Origin of the sequence: Sphingobium sp. JAI105, assembly GCF_015752145.1 — a bacterium.
Classification (GTDB): domain Bacteria; phylum Pseudomonadota; class Alphaproteobacteria; order Sphingomonadales; family Sphingomonadaceae; genus Sphingobium; species Sphingobium xenophagum.
Window position 1 is genome coordinate 876,006 of the sequence record NZ_JADOUC010000002.1, and the last position, 16,262, is coordinate 892,267.

Sequence of the window (16,262 nt, forward strand, 5' to 3'; positions counted from 1 at the left end):
TTCCGGCCGCGCCGGGGACGCTCATTCTTCTTCCAGAACAAGGGGCCAGAATGGACCGCCGCACTCTTATCAAGGCCGCAATCGGCGCGCCGCTCATCCCCTGTTCCGCCAGGGCCGCGTCGGCCGCGCTGCGGTCGGACGGCGAGGGTTTCAGCTTCGCCTTCATCAGCGATTGCCATATCCGGCCGGAACTGAAGGCGGCCGAAGGCTGCGCTGCCTGCTTCGAACAAATCTCCGCTTCCGACCATGATTTCGTCATCAATGGCGGCGACCATGTTGAAGATGCTCTGGAAGCAAGTCGGGAACGTGCGACGATGCTAATGGACCTTTACCAGCGCACTGAACGTCGTCATCTGCGCAAGCCGGTCCGGCATGTGCTGGGCAATCATGATTGCCTGGGAGTGTTCGCCAACAGCGGGATCGATCCGTCGTCCGCCGATTATGGCAAGCAATTTTACATCGATCGGTTCGGTCCCCGCTATTACGCCTTTGATCATAAGGGCGTCCATTTCGTCGTGCTCGATTCCGTTGGCCTGACTGAGGATCGCAATTATGAAGGGCGGGTGGATACGCAGCAACTGGAGTGGCTACGGACTGATCTGACCGCCCAGCCGAAGGGCGTGCGGATCGTCGTTGTGACCCATATCCCGCTAATAACGGCCATGCAGTGCTACGAACCGGAGTCCTGGCTGAACACGCCGCATAACTGGACGTTCGTTGTCAACGGCCGCGAAGTCCTGCGTATCCTGCGCGACTATAACGTTCTCGCCGTGCTGCAAGGACACAGCCATGTTTTCGAACAGATCGATCTTGGCGGCGTCCGCTTCATTAGCACCGGCGCGGTTGCAGGAGCGGACTGGCGCGGCAGCTTCCTCGGCACGCCCGAGGGGTATAGCGAGATTTTCATATCGGGACGCCATGTCGAGGCGCGGTATCGCACTTACGGCTTTAGCACGCCGGACAGACAGGACGTGTCAATCTGAATGTAAATAGGCAGGCAACGGAGCATCCAACGCCCTGTCTCGGCATGGGGGCACGAGAATCGGCAAGCTATGCGCCAATTCCCGAAAGAAGCGCCAGGACGGGACGTCCTATTCTTTCGGAGGAATGGGGGTTGTGTCCAAGCTGACGATCACGAGTTGCTCCACCATCGCCAATATCTTGCACATCAGAATAAATGCAGAAAACGTCTGCCTTGCGATAGAAATAAGATTCCAGGATCACTTTTGATTTTTATCCAGGATAAGAGAGGCTTTCCCTTCGGCATCCACCTTTGTCTGGTTATTCTCGCAGACATATTCGCCGATCTGATAATCACTCTTCCGTTTGTACTGAAAGGTGAAGCTGTAGGGTTTGTTCAGATACTCAGGATCGTCGAGAACGACCTTGTTTTCGATCATATCCGGCGCAATCAAACGCATGCGTTCGGTAATCTTCATGTTCACGCTATGTGGAACATTGAAGAATTGAACATCGGGTCGAACACCACGGGTCTCGACGACGAGCGTATCGCCTTCCCAATGAGCGGCGGAGTAACCGTTATAGGACGGCTCGATATCTTCGGCCGCTGGCATTTTGCTGCCGATATGGACCCGACGGGTCTGTGCAAGAAACTCCGCAAGAACGACGAGTTGCTTGGCGTTTTGCATGATCTCGATCGGGTATATGGCGCCCATGATCGTCGGCATGCCCTCCGGAAGGCATTTCGTGCTTGCGCTCGCGATCGGCGTTCCGGCGTCATCGGCGGCTTTGAGCTTTTTAAGAAGCGCGGCATATTGCGATGCGTAAGGCTCCTTCAGATCGAAAGGCCCTCCGGGTGGCGGCGGATGATCGGGATCTTCCCCATACCAGTCTTCGGGATAGCGATCCCAGGTTCCGGTAAAATCTGGTTTTCCGCTGTCCGACGCAAACACCTGTTGCGCATCATGAGATGGCGCGCCGCAAGCGGTCATGAGAAGCAGGGTCAATCCCAGCATCGGCAGCGCGGCAATGCGCAAGGCATTCATCAGACATTCTCCAAAATTTGATTGTCCGTCGGCACCATCTTCATGGTTTCGGGCATGAACAGGATCGCATGCCTCATCCTTTGAGCCTCGTTCCGTTCGCAAGCGTGACGTCGAGGAGCAACCCGCCTGGCCGTCGTGTTTTGAGCGGGTTGAATGTGGCGGAAATGGAGTCGCCGATCCGCATCGAATTGGAGCGCCAGCCATGTCGCGTCAGCATGTTGATGCTGGCGCTTTCGAGCTTGTAAACGACTTTTTCTCCGCGCGGGCCGTCCGTCGTAACCTCGATATAGACATGCGGATTGGTCCATTCGAAGCGCTTGACGGCGCCTTCGATCTGCACGGTGCGATGCTTGTCGAACATGACAAATGAGTGGTGCGCTGCGGCCGGTGCCGTGGCGAGCATCAGAGCCAAACCTGCCAGCACGAGCGGGCAGGGCGTCCGCCGATGCGTACGCCCCGGCCAAAAGGGCCTTGCTTCGGCTGGTAGAAATTTGGTGCGCATCTGCCCCGCCTGACGCTCCCTAGATATCGCCACGGAGGCCGATTTGGTGGGGTCGACCTCTGAGCTGATGGCCTCCGCCACGCCGGGATGTGGAGGATGTTCTCATCGGCATGACTGACACATAGCTATTTTGCAACACAATGTCCATTATCAATATAATTGTTACGAATGATGAACTTTTGTGCGAATGGTATAACGGTCTCTGAATGGCCAAGCGGCAGACGGTAAATCAGATAGTTAAGTGAAATTGGCCGGTCGATTTCGATGATCTATCATGTCTGGGGAATGCGGAATGACTGGCCGACAGAACGCATGGCCGAGACCGCTCTTTATGCAGTCATTTATGTAAACTATGACGGCAGAAAATGGTGTATTGTTGAAATATATAGATTATAATCAGCCGACGAGTCGAGCGGCGCCAATCGAGAGGTGCCTCGAAAGGAGAGACAATGCGCAGTTTTCTGATCACCTTTGCAACGGCGGTTAGTGTGGTCACGGCACTCGGTGGCTGTTCCTCCAAGACCTCGGATCAGGCGAGCGACAATCAAGCCGCTGCTTCGGCGAGTGGAGGGCAGCCCGGGAAACAGGCCGGAACATCCAGCGAAGTAGACAAGGTTTTGGACAAGCCGATCAATCCTGCGGAGGATGGCATCATCAATATTGACGCGAAGGCGGGGGGCGACCAGCCGACGGCTGCGGCGCAGTAGCTATCAGCCCCACGGCGCACAGTGCCGGGCCAATCATCCAGAACGTCAGAGCAGGGATCGAAGGAGGGACAATGCGTCGGCATCTCATAACCTTGGCGGCATCACTAGGTGCCATTGCAGCGCTTGGGGCATGCTCCGAAAAGGCGTCGGAACAGGCGGACGCTAACCAGGCCGAGGCCGTGCAGGGCAAGGTCGCGCAGATTGCTGCATTCGACACATCGACTTCGATCAAGGAGTTGATGGATTCAACCGTCGATCCTGCTGCTGATGCTATTTGGGACTCGGTGGCGACCGTGTCGGACAAGAATGGGGTGGACAGGCGGCAGCCTCGGACTGAGGAAGAGTGGAAGGGGCTCCGGCGACACGCGATTACCCTGATCGAAGCCATGAATCTGGTAATGATGAAAGGCAGGCACGCGGCGCCCGCCGATACGCCGCGGCCTCCCGGCGAGTTGAGCTCCGCGCAGATCGATGGCCTGCTATCGAGCGATCATGAGACGTTCGTCGCCTTTGCCCAGAATATGCAGAATACCACGAGACTGGCGTTGACGGCGATCGACAAGCGCGACCCGGCCGCACTGTTCGAGGCGGGAAGTGCAATCGACAGCGCCTGCGAGAGCTGCCATGTGACCTTCTGGTATCCGGACGGCGGAGATCCACGCCTTCAGCACCTCAAGAAAAAGTGAGGCTGCCAGCCTTGCCCGTGGCGGGTCAAGGCATTCACTCGCGAAACCCATAGTGAGCGACGGACGCTGTATAAAAACTATCGGGACCCGTTGGGCAGGGCTGGCGGAAGACCCTGCCGCTCTTGCAGCTTCTCGCTGCGTGGAAGGGGCTGCTCGTCAATAGGCCTCTAAACGCGCGCGTGATTGTTCGTCTCGATGCTTTTATGTGCCTATTCCTCGGTAAATGAGGCTCGCTCGTTGCACCAGGTAATCGGCTGTCCCGCTCGTGTTTTCGCGGCACACGCTCCAGGATGCGCTGTTCAGTCATCCTGGAGTGCGTATCGTTGACTTGCTGCGGCTTCGTTATTCAGTCTTTACGCCGAGGCTGCCGTCCTTTTCGATGATGGTCTTCTCATTCTCGCAAACGAATTCAGCAATTTTATAGTCGGGCTTTTCCCGCTTATATTTGAAGTTGAAGACGTAAGGCTTCGCCAGATATTCGGGATCTTCGATCGTAATATCGTTTTGCAGGATGTCGGGCGCGATAAGATGCCAACGTTCGGTAATCTTCATTTTGGCCGAGTGCGGTATATCCTCATAACGGACGTCTTCCTTGACGCCATAAGTGGTCACCTCAAGGGTATTTCCGACCCATTTGCCAAAGGCATAGCCATTATATGTCGGCTCGATGTCGTCGGGGTTCGGCGCGGGTTGGTTCAGATAGATCCGACGGGTCTGAGTCAGGAATTCGGCAAGGACCGTCACTTGTCCCGGCGTTTGCAGAAATTCCATGGCATAATGAGCACCCATGATCGAAGGCATGCCTTCGGGCTGGCAAAGCGAACTGGGCGTTGGCAGTGGCCTGCCGGCGGCGTCCGCATCGGCACGGCGCTGCCGCATCTTCCGCCATTCGGTGAGATAGGGTTCCTTGAGCGGAGGCTCGACGACCGCCAGCTCTGCCGGTTCCGGTTCGGTCGAGAAGGTGTCCGGATAGGGTGGATAGCGATTCCATACGCCGGTTATGTCGGGGTCACTTGATGCCCAGCCTTTCGACATGATCAGGGCACCGACGCCGACGAAGGCGGCCAAGATGCAGCCTATGACGATAACGGCCAATTTGCGCCGACTGCGGCCCTGCGTGGTTTCAGCCATTCTATCCTCTCCTCATCGGCACGGCATGGAGCCATTATCGTTTTTGGGCGCTCACCAGGCGGCGAGCAGTCTTCCATCGGGAACCTTGATCTTGGCGAGCATGCCGCCGGACTTGCCGTCCTTGAGCGGATGCATGGCGACCCTCACGCGATCGCCGGCCTTGACGGTGTTGAACTTCCAGCCGGCGTGGCGCATCAGCGCAGGGCTGCTGCATTCCAGCGTGTAAGTGACCTTCTTGCCGTTAACGGGCAGTTCCAGGATCACGAAGGCGTGCGGATTGGTCCATTCGAACTTGGTGACCAAACCCTGCAACACGACCGTTTTAGTCTGGTCGAACATCGCGAAAGAATGATGGGCAGACGCCGGACCGCTGGCGGCAGAGGCCGCAGTCAGCCCGGCTAAAGCGATGGCGGATTTCAGTTTCATCGATACACTCCTTGCCGCTGAATGGCGTTATCTTCGCAACACAAGCCTTGGCGCTGCGCTGTTACCCTGGTGCACATCATGCGTTATTGCCGGATCGTCGCCGTCAGCCCGATGGTCCGCGGTCGGAAGGAACTGGCGCGATACATTTCCGTGCCTGGCAGGTCGTGATACAGGCTCAGGATCGGATGGCTGTTGGTGACATTGTTGATGAACAGGCTGACATCGATGTTCTGATTGAGCGATGCACCTGCCCGCAGATTGAGTGTTGTCGTTTTCGGTGCGCGCGGCAGATCGGGATCGACCAGCGGCGAGTTGACGTCTAGCGGCGTGCTGTCATGGCTTGAGTAAGCGAAATCAGCGCGCAGATAGACTTCGTTATTGCCGACCGGCTGCCTGAATTCGCCGTTGAGCTGGATGGTCCAAGGAGCAATCAGGAAAGGCTCCCCCGCGCGGCGAATGATCATATCATCGGCCCCCAGGATCGGCGTTGTGTAGCGCGCATTTGAATATGAGACGGAGGCACCGAGTGTGAGCTGACTGATCGGTTTCGCAGTTACAGCCAGGTCGAAACCATCGATTTTGGCATCGCCGAAGTTCAGCGCGGTGTAAATTCCGCAGCTGGGCAGGTTGAACAGGGTCTGGATGTTCTTCCAGTTCACCCGATAGACTGAAGCATCGACGAGTAGCTTGCCACCGAGCAGCCGGTTCTTGCTGCCGACCTCGAAACTCCAGATCGAATCCGGTTTCACCGTCGTGGGTTGCAAGGGATCGAAGCCGATTGCGGCAGCATCTGCGGAGCAGCTCGTCCCGACTGGAGGCGCGACACCGCTCCCGCGCACGCCCTTGGCAGCATTGGCGTAGAAGAGGTTGTTCTGGTCCGCCTGAAACGAGATGCCGAACTTGGGCGTCAGCGGCTTTTCATGAGCGGAAAGCCTGGTCGCGGTCCCATCGGTAGTATTGAACGGGCCGGCGACGAAACCGTCATAGGTATATTTCAAGTCCGTGTATCGAAGACCGGCGGTGAGTTTGACGCGAGGCAGAATTTCATAGTCGACCTGGGCGAAGATCGCCTTTTGCTTATCATGGTGCTGGACGCTTTGATAATTGCTGAAGAGCCCCTGATACAGTTCCACTCCAAATAGCTCACTGATCGAATCGAACGGGGGTTCTTCGATCAGCGACTGGCCCAGATTGATTGCACGGAGCGCATCCGGATCAGCGGCTGCGAATGTGTCGCGGACCCTGCTGTTCTGATAAAAGACGCCGACAACCCAGTTGAATCGCGCACTCGGATCGTTGTTCTGCAGGCGAAGCTCCTGCGTAAACGCCTTCTGATAGGTAACGGAGTCCGTGCGGGACTGATAATCCTCGAAGCCATCCGGAAAATCAGGCTCGGCCCAGCCGGCGAAGAGCGCAAGGCTCAATGCCACATCGTCGCTACGCGTCTGGGTCTTGCGCCAGAAATAGGAGCTGTTGGACACAAGGCTCAGGCTGCCGAAATCGACAGTTGCCTTCAGTGCCGGCAGATAGAAGCGATCCTTGTGATTTTCTGGCAGGCGAGTGAGGCTGGTGCGGTAATTCGTATGTCGAACATCGGACGTTGCGAGCTCGAAACGGGAGCTATCCTTGATGTTGATGTTCTGCGCGAAGATCGAGGGGACCAGCGTTACCGTGTCGGTCGGGCGCCAGCCAAGCGCCAGGCGGCCGGAGAAGCTGTTCTTGCCATCGATATCCTTGTCGATGACCTCTTTGCTGTAGCGATCGAGCCGATCGACATAACCACCGTCATGGCGATACCAGCCGCTGGCCCGGAAGCCGAGCTTATCCTCGATGAGCGGGGCGCCGACCGCCAGCCCGGCCTCGTAGCTTTCGCTGCCGTGCAGGGTCGAGGCAACCTCGGTGCGCCCGTAGAGGCTGACGTCGCTGAACGATGGCTCCGGGGTGATGAAGCGAACTGCGCCGCCCACCGAGCCGCTCCCGAACAGGGTGCCTTGAGGACCGCGCAGAACTTCGACACGGTCAAGGTCGAAAACCTCCGGATAGGCATTGGTCAGCGACGGGGAAATGCCGATGCGGGTCTGGATCGGCGTATCGTCGATATAGACGCCCGTCGTGGGGATCCCGCTATCGGACTGGATGCCGCGGATTGAGATCACGGTCTGGCCGGTACCATAATTGAGCGCGGTTTGCCCGAAGGTGATGCCTGGCGTCAGTCGCGCAATATCGGAAACGGAGCGGATTCCCTGTTGATCCAGCGCTTCCTGATCTTTTGCGACGATGCTGATGGGCACCTTGCTCAAACGCTGCGACTGTCGGGTCGCCGTAACGACAATGTCACCCGTCGACATTTCGCGATCGGCACGTCGCGTGTCGCTGGGTTGGGGCGTCGTATCCTCCGCTGATTGTTCCGACGGGGATGGCCCGGTCTGAGCCATTGCGATGCCGGGATAGGCGGCTGACGCCATCAGAAGTACGGCATAGGAGCCAAGAACGCCGTTGATCCTGTGATGGCCGGATTTGCGAAATGCCATGTCTACTCTTCTCCCCTTATTTACAGCGGTGTGCGCCGTTCCCTGGTTCTCAAGCCCTCGGAGTGGGGTTCGCGCATCGTCGACTTGCGCCAGCGCGCGCCGAATCATGCCGTCACCCCAAGGAAATGGTCTCGTTTAGGTAACACAATAACCGTTTATGGCAAGACTGTTGCGTTATGCGAACGGTAAACCCAACCGATTAACCTGCATGATCAGGTTGCCATATTCACATTAAACCTATTTATAACAATATGGTAGATGTTGGCTCCCGACGTTCCGATGCAATGCGGAAAGGAAGCCGAGCAGATAGCACATTGAATGGCGTACGAGGGCGATTCCTGCTATCAACGAAATCGACAATATTCTATGATGATAGTTATTGTTTCATTTAAGGAATAATCTCAGTCGTTTTTCGGGCTACCGATAAGGCTTGGGTCTTGAATGAGATGGAGATGACGAGGGGGCTCGTTGCCGAGGATCAATCGGCGGTAGCGACGCTTGGAATGAAGGAGAGGAAATGAGGGTATCAGCAGGCGAAAGGTCCGTCATCGATTTCTGGGCACGGTGCCAGCCGCCAATGACGGACCAGGCAAGCAAGGAAAGCCTCTTCAAAAACGGAGCGCCACGCGCATCGGCGCGCGCCCTGACCACCTCTTCGCGGAAATGGGCGGCGGCGGCCCGATCCAGAGGATGCCAAGACGATCGTGGGCACTCTCAGGCTCCGGTCGAGACCTGTGTGCCGATCTACCCGATTATCCTGGATCCGGTGCTTGATCAGGGGAGTGAAATATGACTTTGCAGAGTTTCACGACGTGGCTGTACGCGACGCCGTTTGCCACGACGATCAGGGACGTTCCCTGGATCATCCCGTCGATCCAGTCCGTCCATATCCTTGCCATCACAGTCGTTGTCGGCGCGGCGCTGGTATCGGACCTGCGGCTCGCGGGCGTTTTCGCGACCGACACGATGCCCAATGCCGTCATCCGCCGTTATTTGCGCTGGATGTGGATTGCGTTGGTCGTCCTGCTCATAACCGGCGGCCTCATGGCGACGGGTGAGCCGGATCGTGTGCTCACCAATTCAACTTTTTGGCTCAAGATGGGCATGGTCGTGGTCGCGTGCCTGCTGACCTGGTTCTTCCGGCGACCATTGCTCCATCCCGAGTTCAATTTCGAAGACGCCAAATGGCGTCCGTTCGTCAAACCGGCTGCGTGGCTCTCTCTTGCGGTCTGGGTGTGCGTGATCTTCTGCGGGCGTTGGATCGCCTACACCATCTGATCGCGCCCATTATCATCATACTGGATCGGGAGGGTCTATCGTGGACTTACTCAACATTTTACAATCCCTTGAAGAGACATCGATCGCGCTGGCCATCAAGGAAGGCGACAACTTGTTCCCGTGGCTGGAATCCTTCCACGTCCTTGCCATTACGCTGGTTGTCGGAACGATTGCGATCGTCGACCTGCGTTTGATCGGTTATCCGTCCCACCGCCGCGGCGCACGCCAATTGATTGTCGAACTCCTGCCTTTCACCTGGGTGGCGTTCGTGGTGGCGGTCATTACCGGGTCCTTGTTGTTCCTTTCGAACGCGGTAAAATATTTTGAAAACCCGCTGTTCCTCATCAAGATGGGTCTGCTTCTTGCAGCCGGCATCAACATGGCGATTTTCCACCTTGGGGCGTACAGGAAAATCACGGAATGGGACGATCTGCTTCCGCCTCCCGTAAGTGTACGTGTCGCTGGCGCCATGTCGCTTTGCCTCTGGATCGGCGTGGTCATTTTCGGCCGCTGGATCGGCTTTTCTTAGGGCGCGCCTGTGTTCCAAACCCTGGGTTGCAGGCGTTTGCACATGGGCGCCTGGAACGGTCGCTTCTTCCGAGTGCAGCCTGACCAGGGCTAATCGCTGACAGCGATCTTTTTGAGACGGTCGCGTTCGCCTTGTTCCCTTGCGGCCTGCTCGGCGGCCTTAACGCTCGGACGCGACCCGATGCGCTGCAGATAGGCCTCAAGATCGGGCCATGCATTGGTATCGATATGGTGGACTTGCGCCCACATCGCGATCGTGTAGCAATGGGCGTCCGCGATCGTGAAATCGTTTCCGGTGAGAAATTGCCGATCGCGGAGCTGGGAATCGAGCCAGGCCAGCTTGCCCTTCACATAGGCCACGGCGATCGCCCGATATTCGCGTGGCGTAGTGGGCTTGAAGAGCGGCATGAAGCCGCCCTTGTGGAGGTCGGCCGCGATGAAGCTCATCCATTCGAGGACGCGCAGGCGCGCGATGCTCCCCGGCTTGGGAAGTAGCCTGGCCGATCCTTCTGCATCGGCGAGATATTGCATGATCACAATGCCCTCGCTCAGATGCTGCCCATCCGCCAATTCCAGAGTGGGGACCGTTCCCTTGGAATTGACGAAGAAATAATCGGTCCCGTCGGGCAGGGTCTTTGTCTTCATGTCGACCCATTGCAGACAGAGCGGGATCTGCAACTCCCGCGCGACAATATCGACCGCGAGCGAGCAGCCGCGGACCTCATGATAGAGTTTCATCTTTCAATTCCGATAGTTGGTGGAGAGACCTTCACGCAAAGTGTTACCTGAGATGGCCTCCGAGACATCGAATGATCAGGCGTGAGGGCGTCGGAGGTGAGCCTCGAAAGGGGCATCGCTGCGCATCGCTAGCGGGCTTCGGCCTCTTTGAGCCATTCGTCCGCTTCCTCGAAGGTTTCAAAAACGCGACAATTTCCCAAATCGTCCAATGTCCGGTGTATCTGGATTCTCAGAAGCGCGCTCGGGATTATCATCGCATTCCGGCTGATCTGCGCATCGCGGCACATGCTCACGAATTGCCTGTTCACCTCAACCACTTCCGGTGATTGCGGTCCCCATTTCCGCAGGTCATCGAGCAATGTAAAGGCAGATCCGGTGGTGCCCGCCAGGCGAAGGGCGTCCTGAAAAATTGTTTGCGCGCGGAGCGCGTCATGGATGCTCCAGAAATCGGTGTAGCGTAGATGCAGCCGGCGGGCGGCAGGATCGAACGTATAGTCAAGCATCTAGAATCTCCGATGCATCGGGTTGGTGATGGACTGGCTTGTGCATTGCCGGATCAATTCCCGATCCGGCGTTCGTTTAGCCTGGAGCTTTGGGGGGCGGTGTCAGGGAACTGCTGGCTTGGCTTCCCGCCATTCCAGATGCCGCGGGTCTGCAACTGGCGTGCTATGAGAAGCGAACTGTCGAGGTTCATATTGCCGATCGAGCGCACCTGGTAGAGCGCTTCAAAGGAACGGCTGCCGGATACGCGCTTCGACAGGATCGCGAGTTGCTCAGGATCAGAGACGATTTCGGCCATTTGCATGACCGCAGCATCGCGCGTTCCAGCGACAATGAGGACATGATTGCCTGCCGGACCCGGTACACTTGCGATATAGCCGAAGTCGTTCGTCGGTCTATTGTCGCCCTCGAACATTCCCCAATCGGCCAGATATCTTTTGCCGGTCTTGCGATCGATCAGCTCATCATAGCTTTCGCCGATGGAAAAGCCCGAAGCCTGAAACAGGGGATCGCGCAGCATGCCGAGCCCGCTCAAGAAACCGATATAGACGATATTCGACTTCCGCAGAATGTCGGGATTGAGGTGCGACATGATGATGGAGGCGGACGGTCTGGCCTTGTTTCGATCGGCTGCTTTGACGATCGGAACGATGTCATGCAGCGCGATCGCCGTGCTGGTAGGGAGATAGGAGAGGTTGATATCGATATAATGGCCATAATCCTGCGGATGGTTGGCCAGATATTGTTCGAGATCCTCCCGCGAATTGACCGAAGCATCTCTCACAAGATGGGTCACCTCCTTGTCGTCGATCGCTTCGCCGATCAGATAATAGTCGCCCACGACAATGAGATTGGGCCGCTTTGCCATTCCGTCTTGAGAAAGCGGGCGCCAGAAGAACGTATCGGTGGCTGGTGGGACAGGCTGGCTCGGACTGGCAAATGCCATCAAGGTCCAGACTGCGACGTTCAGCACCGCGAATATGGCTACGATCTGGGCAAGCGTCTTGTGCTTCTTGAGGCCATTTGTGATCGCGATGGTGATGGGGGGTGTCGGCTCTTCGTCCGCAGGGATCGGCGTGTCGATAAGCGTTAGCCGATATTCCCCTTTGGGGATCGCGATACGGGGCCCCGCACGGTCGGTATAATATTCATCAAGCTTTTTTCGGAGCTTGTGAATGTAGACGCGAACCGTCGAATCCTGGCCGGCGTCGTTGGTACCGGCCTTTGCAAAGATGGCATGATAGATCTCCAGTTCCTTTGGAGCATATCCAGCGGTCGAATGCTCGAGCAGATAGTCGAAAAGTCGGAGCATGGTATCGGTTCGACTGGAACCGATCTCCTCCCGGATACGCGCCGCCTCTGCCACTAGGCGCTTGATATTCTCATTCGAGTCAAAAAACATGAGGTCGTCCAGAACCAGGGATTGGGCGTCGTGGCGATAGCGCGCGGTTTTCCCAACCCCGGCGCAGGCAGAGGATATGGTTTGAGCCTATTTTCCGGTCCGCCAAGACGGCCATCCCTCCGGCTGCACGCTTTGCCATGCGTAATATCGTTGTTAAATTCATACTTATTACGCTAAATATGATCTAACTGTTCGATTTTGTAAACAGACGCGTGCGTGCCTGCCAGATGTTGCAAATGCCTGCGGACAAGCCTTGGCCGCGGAGCATATTACGAACCGTTGCGCATGGATCAGATCGGTTGCGGCAATTCCTTGTCCTGATCCTTCATGCGGTCCTTGACCGTTCCGCGCCGACGGCGTCGCCATCTGCGCACATCGCGCCGCAATTTGCTGACGCCCATCCATGTGCCCGTCGCGCAGATCAGCGTTACCATGGCCAGCAGGGGCAAGACGATCAGATCCCAGAGCGGGCGCGTCCGCAGCACCGGCAGATCCAAGCTGTGCAGGCCATTCACGAGCCAGCGGAATCTACGCCCGTCGCGATCGATCGCACGGATGAGTGTGCCGGAATCGGGATCGATATAGATGTGCGTTTCCTGCGGATCGGCCAGGATGGCACGCCATACGGGAAGCTTCAGCGCATATTTGTGCCGGTAATAATAGCCGTCCTCATCGGTCAGGAAATCGAGTGTTGAAACAGGCCCGACATCAGCGAGTGCTGTCTTGAGCGATCCCTTGTCCAGCGGCCTTGCGCGACCTTCGTGATCGAACCGAAACACCCGACCTGATCTTGTAATGGCGGCGAGGTACATCCTGCCTCCCAGCGGCGCTGCGTCCAGCCGCACCGTATCTTCAGGAAGTTGAGGTCTTGCCGCGAACGCCTGCCTCACGGATTTCCAGTCCATCCTGCCTGCAAGCAGCTGGCGTTCGTTGAAGCCCGCCATGCTGTCAAGAAAGCCCCAGGGATTCATCGAAAGCAGGCCGCTTGCTACCCATGTGAGAGTGAGCGCCCCGAACCAGAGACCAAAAATATGGTGCCACCACCAGATGCCGCGAAAGCGCGAGCCGATCGTCCCGTCTCGCTTGCGCTGCAGCCGCGCAATCCCTGTCCAGAGGCCGGTCAGGGTGAGAAAACAGCCGATCAGAGAGGTCCAGATGACCACCTGGCTCCAGAGCGGCCCATTTTGCCGGAGAAGTGTCGGATACAGCCAGTGCGGCACGGCGCCCAGCCAACCCCAGAAGCGCTCGCCGCGCGTGGTTTGCTGGACGACCTCGCCAGAGGTCGCCGAGATGTAGATTTGGGTTCCTGCCGGATCGGCATAGTCCGCGCGCATTAGCGGGGCGTTCGATCGAAAGGTCTGCACCGTCCACTGATCGACCGGCGTTTCCTTCAACCCTGCCACGCCCCCGCTGATCGCACTATATCGGCCGAAGGTCGCTGCGACCTTTTGCAGGTCATGATCGGGCACTCGCTGGAAGGCGGCCCCGGTGAGCAGATTAAAGCGGTTCGCGGTGATCCGCATCTCTTCGATTGAGCCGCCTGAATCCATGGGCGGCGTGATCCGCAAGACCGGGCGGCCCGCCATCATCTCGATGCTTGCCCGGGACAGCGCCTGATCGGGTGGCAGGTCGATATGTTGAAGCCGGGCCGCATCGGGTAGTTGCAGGGGCTCGAGCCCGTGCAACTGCTCGGTCGGCAATAGCCGCGGATAGTCCACATACATCATGACGAAACCTGACAAGCACCAGATTGTCATCAGGAATCCCACCGCGATGCCCAACCATCGATGCAGGAACAGGACTGGTCTCAGCATCGCCCTAGAAGCCGATGCCGTAGCTCACGCGAAGTGTCCGGGGCACGCCGCGCAGATAGTAGAGGAACGGCGTGTTGGTGCCGTCCAGGACGCCTGCGTCGCTGACCGCGCGCCGAAAACCTCCACTGGCATATTCCCTATCGAACAGATTTTCGACATTGATGCCGAGCCGGTGTTTTCGTCCGACGTCCGGATAGAAATAAACGCCAGCATCAACGATGGCATAATTGCCGTAGTTGCGCCGTCCAAACCCGGGCAGGGTCGAATAGACATCGCCCGTCCAGAGGACTGCGACGTTTGCGCCAAAGGGCTTGTCGGTAGGCGCATAGCCGATCGCCGCGCGCCCATATTGCTCCGGGTTGCGGTCGCGCTGGACGCCGCTGCCGGGGTTGCGGACCCTTGACCAGGTGTAGCTTGCACTGGCCGTCAAACCCTTATCGAGCGTCGCGTTCAGTTCCAGCGTCGCACCCGGGGCTTTCACCTTATTGGGCACATTGATGTAGGTGCCGTTCGGAACGGCGGGATCATCATAGTCATAATCGATGAGATTGGTGATGCGACGGTTGAAATAGGCGGCTTTCCACTGGAAACGGCCTGAACTGAACGCGAGATTGCCGCCAAGCGCTGCGTTGAGATTGAGGCTTTCCTCCGCCTTCAGCTTGGGATTTCCAAACTCGCAGCAAGGATCATTACCATAGAGTTGGGACGCATCGGGCAGGATGAAGGATGTGCCCCCATTCGCCTCTGCGAACAAGGCATCGCTGAAGTCGTAGCGGCCGCTGACATTCCATATCGTTTTTTCGGCCTGTTGCGCCCTGTTGTAGCGCGCGCCGGCGGCGATACGCGCCTTGCGCGAAAGATCATCGGTCGTGCGAACCTGCAGGATCCCCGCATGCACCTTCTCGTTGGTCGGGGCGATCAGAAGCACATCGTCACGACCGTTGAAGCTCTGATAGTCATAGCCGACCAGATATTCGAGGCCGCGATGGGGACGCAGCTTCACGACCGCGCTTCCGCCATAATCCTGATAACCCCAGAAGGTGCCGGGTGGATAAAGGACGACCGGCGGCCCGGCTGGAACAGGATTGCGGATATTGACGTAAGCGGTCTTCCAGTCGTGGAAATAGCCCTTGAGAAAGAACTGCACCATGTCGCTGCCGGTGTAATCGAGGCGAAGGCTGGCAATCTCCTCGTTGCGATCGTTGCGGCTTTCGTTCACTCGCGCTGGCGACAGATTGTCGATCCTGGCTTCTGTGTGTTGCCAGAATGCGTTGAGCTTGAGATCCTCAGCCAGTTCGAACTGATATTTAAGCCCCGCCGACCAAAGATCGTAGCCGCGTTTGCGATCCGTCGCACTGGGTTCGATCCGGCTATAAGGCCGGTAACCTTCAGATTGATTGTGCGTGGCATAGGCAACGAACTTGTGCCGACCGACCGCGCCGCGCGCATAGCCATCCACGCTTGTTCCTGCGAAGCTGTCGACGCTTCCGTTGATCTGGCCGTCGAAATCATCGGCAAAATCACGGGTCACGATATTGATCGTTCCTGCCGCTGCCTGCGTGCCGTAGAAGAGACTTTCGCCACCTCTCAATATCTCGACCCGCTCAATCATGCTGGCCGGCAATGTGTCGTTCGGTGACGTCGTGCCATAGAGGCGGTTGTTGAGGCGGATCCCATCCCAGGTCCAGAGCACGTCTTGCGTCCGTGAGCCTTGCAGCGCCACATCGACATAGCTGAACGGGCCGGACTGCGACCGGATGTAGAGGCCCGGCACGGCTTCCAGCGCGCGCGCGACGTCCAGCGCAGCACCGTCCTTGATCTGCTTTGCATCGACCGTCACGACGTCATGGCCGTAATGCGACAATTCCTGGGGCAGAGTTTCCTCGAGGCTTCTTCCGGTGATGATGATGGTCTCATCGGCCTCCCGCGCGCTGGCCTGGCTGAACCAGCCGCCGGACAAGGCTATCGCCAATGCCACCTGTGAGACCTTTCTTCTGGAAATCATAATGCTC

At 57.6% G+C, this 16,262-nt stretch carries 15 protein-coding genes; 5 read left to right on the forward strand and 10 right to left on the reverse strand.

Annotated features, from left to right (window positions below; all coding sequences use genetic code 11):
* Positions 1-50: 50 nt before the first annotated feature.
* Positions 51-983 (forward strand): metallophosphoesterase family protein, encoded by a 933-nt coding sequence (locus tag IWY39_RS21480; protein WP_107125985.1) that lies wholly within the window; start codon positions 51-53, stop codon positions 981-983.
* 237 nt (positions 984-1,220) lie between these two features.
* Here the strand turns inward: IWY39_RS21480 and IWY39_RS21485 are convergent, their stop codons facing one another.
* Entirely contained in the window at positions 1,221-2,006 is a 786-nt protein-coding gene (locus IWY39_RS21485) for a hypothetical protein (RefSeq protein WP_107125984.1), read from the reverse strand.
* 73 nt (positions 2,007-2,079) lie between these two features.
* Positions 2,080-2,589 (reverse strand): DUF6152 family protein, encoded by a 510-nt coding sequence (locus IWY39_RS24490; protein ID WP_145169829.1) that lies wholly within the window; start codon positions 2,587-2,589, stop codon positions 2,080-2,082.
* A gap of 368 nt (positions 2,590-2,957) precedes the next feature.
* On the opposite strand from IWY39_RS24490, the gene IWY39_RS21495 reads away from it, so the two are divergent.
* Both IWY39_RS21495 and IWY39_RS21500 read left to right on the forward strand, forming a co-directional pair.
* The gene (locus IWY39_RS21495) at positions 2,958-3,215 is read left to right on the forward strand and encodes a hypothetical protein (RefSeq protein WP_107125982.1); all 258 of its coding nucleotides are present in this window, start codon (positions 2,958-2,960) and stop codon (positions 3,213-3,215) included.
* A 71-nt stretch (positions 3,216-3,286) separates the two neighbouring features.
* Complete coding sequence (locus IWY39_RS21500; protein ID WP_107125981.1) at positions 3,287-3,901, forward strand: hypothetical protein; 615 nt, start codon at positions 3,287-3,289, stop codon at positions 3,899-3,901.
* 342 nt (positions 3,902-4,243) lie between these two features.
* Here the strand turns inward: IWY39_RS21500 and IWY39_RS21505 are convergent, their stop codons facing one another.
* The 3 genes from IWY39_RS21505 to IWY39_RS21515 all read right to left on the reverse strand — a co-directional run bounded on the left by IWY39_RS21505 (position 4,244) and on the right by IWY39_RS21515 (position 7,989).
* A complete protein-coding gene (locus IWY39_RS21505; RefSeq protein WP_107125980.1) occupies positions 4,244-5,032 on the reverse strand; it encodes a hypothetical protein in 789 nt (262 codons plus the stop codon).
* 51 nt (positions 5,033-5,083) lie between these two features.
* Entirely contained in the window at positions 5,084-5,458 is a 375-nt protein-coding gene (locus IWY39_RS21510) for a DUF6152 family protein (RefSeq protein WP_107125979.1), read from the reverse strand.
* Between the two features lie 83 nt (positions 5,459-5,541).
* A complete protein-coding gene (locus tag IWY39_RS21515; RefSeq protein WP_186441904.1) occupies positions 5,542-7,989 on the reverse strand; it encodes a TonB-dependent receptor in 2,448 nt (815 codons plus the stop codon).
* A gap of 789 nt (positions 7,990-8,778) precedes the next feature.
* On the opposite strand from IWY39_RS21515, the gene IWY39_RS21520 reads away from it, so the two are divergent.
* Together IWY39_RS21520 and IWY39_RS21525 are read left to right on the forward strand one after the other, a co-directional pair.
* Complete coding sequence (locus tag IWY39_RS21520; protein ID WP_107125977.1) at positions 8,779-9,267, forward strand: DUF6644 family protein; 489 nt, start codon at positions 8,779-8,781, stop codon at positions 9,265-9,267.
* Positions 9,268-9,307: 40 nt separating this feature from the next.
* On the forward strand, positions 9,308-9,796 hold the full coding sequence (locus tag IWY39_RS21525; protein ID WP_107125976.1) for a DUF6644 family protein: 489 nt from the start codon (positions 9,308-9,310) through the stop codon (positions 9,794-9,796).
* 89 nt (positions 9,797-9,885) lie between these two features.
* Here IWY39_RS21525 and gstA read toward each other — a convergent pair whose 3' ends face one another.
* The 5 genes from gstA to IWY39_RS21550 all read right to left on the reverse strand — a co-directional run bounded on the left by gstA (position 9,886) and on the right by IWY39_RS21550 (position 16,255).
* Entirely contained in the window at positions 9,886-10,533 is a 648-nt protein-coding gene (gene gstA, locus IWY39_RS21530; protein WP_107125975.1) for a glutathione transferase GstA, read from the reverse strand.
* Positions 10,534-10,661: 128 nt separating this feature from the next.
* A complete protein-coding gene (locus IWY39_RS21535; protein ID WP_107125974.1) occupies positions 10,662-11,036 on the reverse strand; it encodes a hypothetical protein in 375 nt (124 codons plus the stop codon).
* Between the two features lie 53 nt (positions 11,037-11,089).
* Positions 11,090-12,436: a helix-turn-helix domain-containing protein gene (locus IWY39_RS21540; RefSeq protein WP_107125973.1), complete on the reverse strand. Its 1,347-nt coding sequence runs from the start codon at positions 12,434-12,436 to the stop codon at positions 11,090-11,092.
* A 290-nt stretch (positions 12,437-12,726) separates the two neighbouring features.
* Positions 12,727-14,193, reverse strand: a complete 1,467-nt coding sequence (locus IWY39_RS21545; protein WP_409994380.1) for a peptidase — start codon at positions 14,191-14,193, stop codon at positions 12,727-12,729.
* A gap of 61 nt (positions 14,194-14,254) precedes the next feature.
* Positions 14,255-16,255 (reverse strand): TonB-dependent receptor plug domain-containing protein, encoded by a 2,001-nt coding sequence (locus tag IWY39_RS21550; RefSeq protein ID WP_107125971.1) that lies wholly within the window; start codon positions 16,253-16,255, stop codon positions 14,255-14,257.
* Positions 16,256-16,262: the final 7 nt, after the last annotated feature.

What these genes read in the sequence shown, in the direction of transcription:
- IWY39_RS21515 (WP_186441904.1), bottom strand. Translation starts at nt 7,989, where the DNA reads ATGGCATTTCGCAAATCCGGCCATCACAGGATCAACGGCGTTCTTGGC.
- gstA (WP_107125975.1), bottom strand. Translation starts at nt 10,533, where the DNA reads ATGAAACTCTATCATGAGGTCCGCGGCTGCTCGCTCGCGGTCGATATT.
- IWY39_RS21500 (WP_107125981.1), top strand. Translation starts at nt 3,287, where the DNA reads ATGCGTCGGCATCTCATAACCTTGGCGGCATCACTAGGTGCCATTGCA.
- IWY39_RS21495 (WP_107125982.1), top strand. Translation starts at nt 2,958, where the DNA reads ATGCGCAGTTTTCTGATCACCTTTGCAACGGCGGTTAGTGTGGTCACG.
- IWY39_RS21505 (WP_107125980.1), bottom strand. Translation starts at nt 5,032, where the DNA reads ATGGCTGAAACCACGCAGGGCCGCAGTCGGCGCAAATTGGCCGTTATC.
- IWY39_RS21485 (WP_107125984.1), bottom strand. Translation starts at nt 2,006, where the DNA reads ATGAATGCCTTGCGCATTGCCGCGCTGCCGATGCTGGGATTGACCCTG.
- IWY39_RS21540 (WP_107125973.1), bottom strand. Translation starts at nt 12,436, where the DNA reads ATGTTTTTTGACTCGAATGAGAATATCAAGCGCCTAGTGGCAGAGGCG.
- IWY39_RS21520 (WP_107125977.1), top strand. Translation starts at nt 8,779, where the DNA reads ATGACTTTGCAGAGTTTCACGACGTGGCTGTACGCGACGCCGTTTGCC.
- IWY39_RS21550 (WP_107125971.1), bottom strand. Translation starts at nt 16,255, where the DNA reads ATGATTTCCAGAAGAAAGGTCTCACAGGTGGCATTGGCGATAGCCTTG.
- IWY39_RS21480 (WP_107125985.1), top strand. Translation starts at nt 51, where the DNA reads ATGGACCGCCGCACTCTTATCAAGGCCGCAATCGGCGCGCCGCTCATC.
- IWY39_RS21510 (WP_107125979.1), bottom strand. Translation starts at nt 5,458, where the DNA reads ATGAAACTGAAATCCGCCATCGCTTTAGCCGGGCTGACTGCGGCCTCT.
- IWY39_RS21535 (WP_107125974.1), bottom strand. Translation starts at nt 11,036, where the DNA reads ATGCTTGACTATACGTTCGATCCTGCCGCCCGCCGGCTGCATCTACGC.
- IWY39_RS21545 (WP_409994380.1), bottom strand. Translation starts at nt 14,193, where the DNA reads ATGACAATCTGGTGCTTGTCAGGTTTCGTCATGATGTATGTGGACTAT.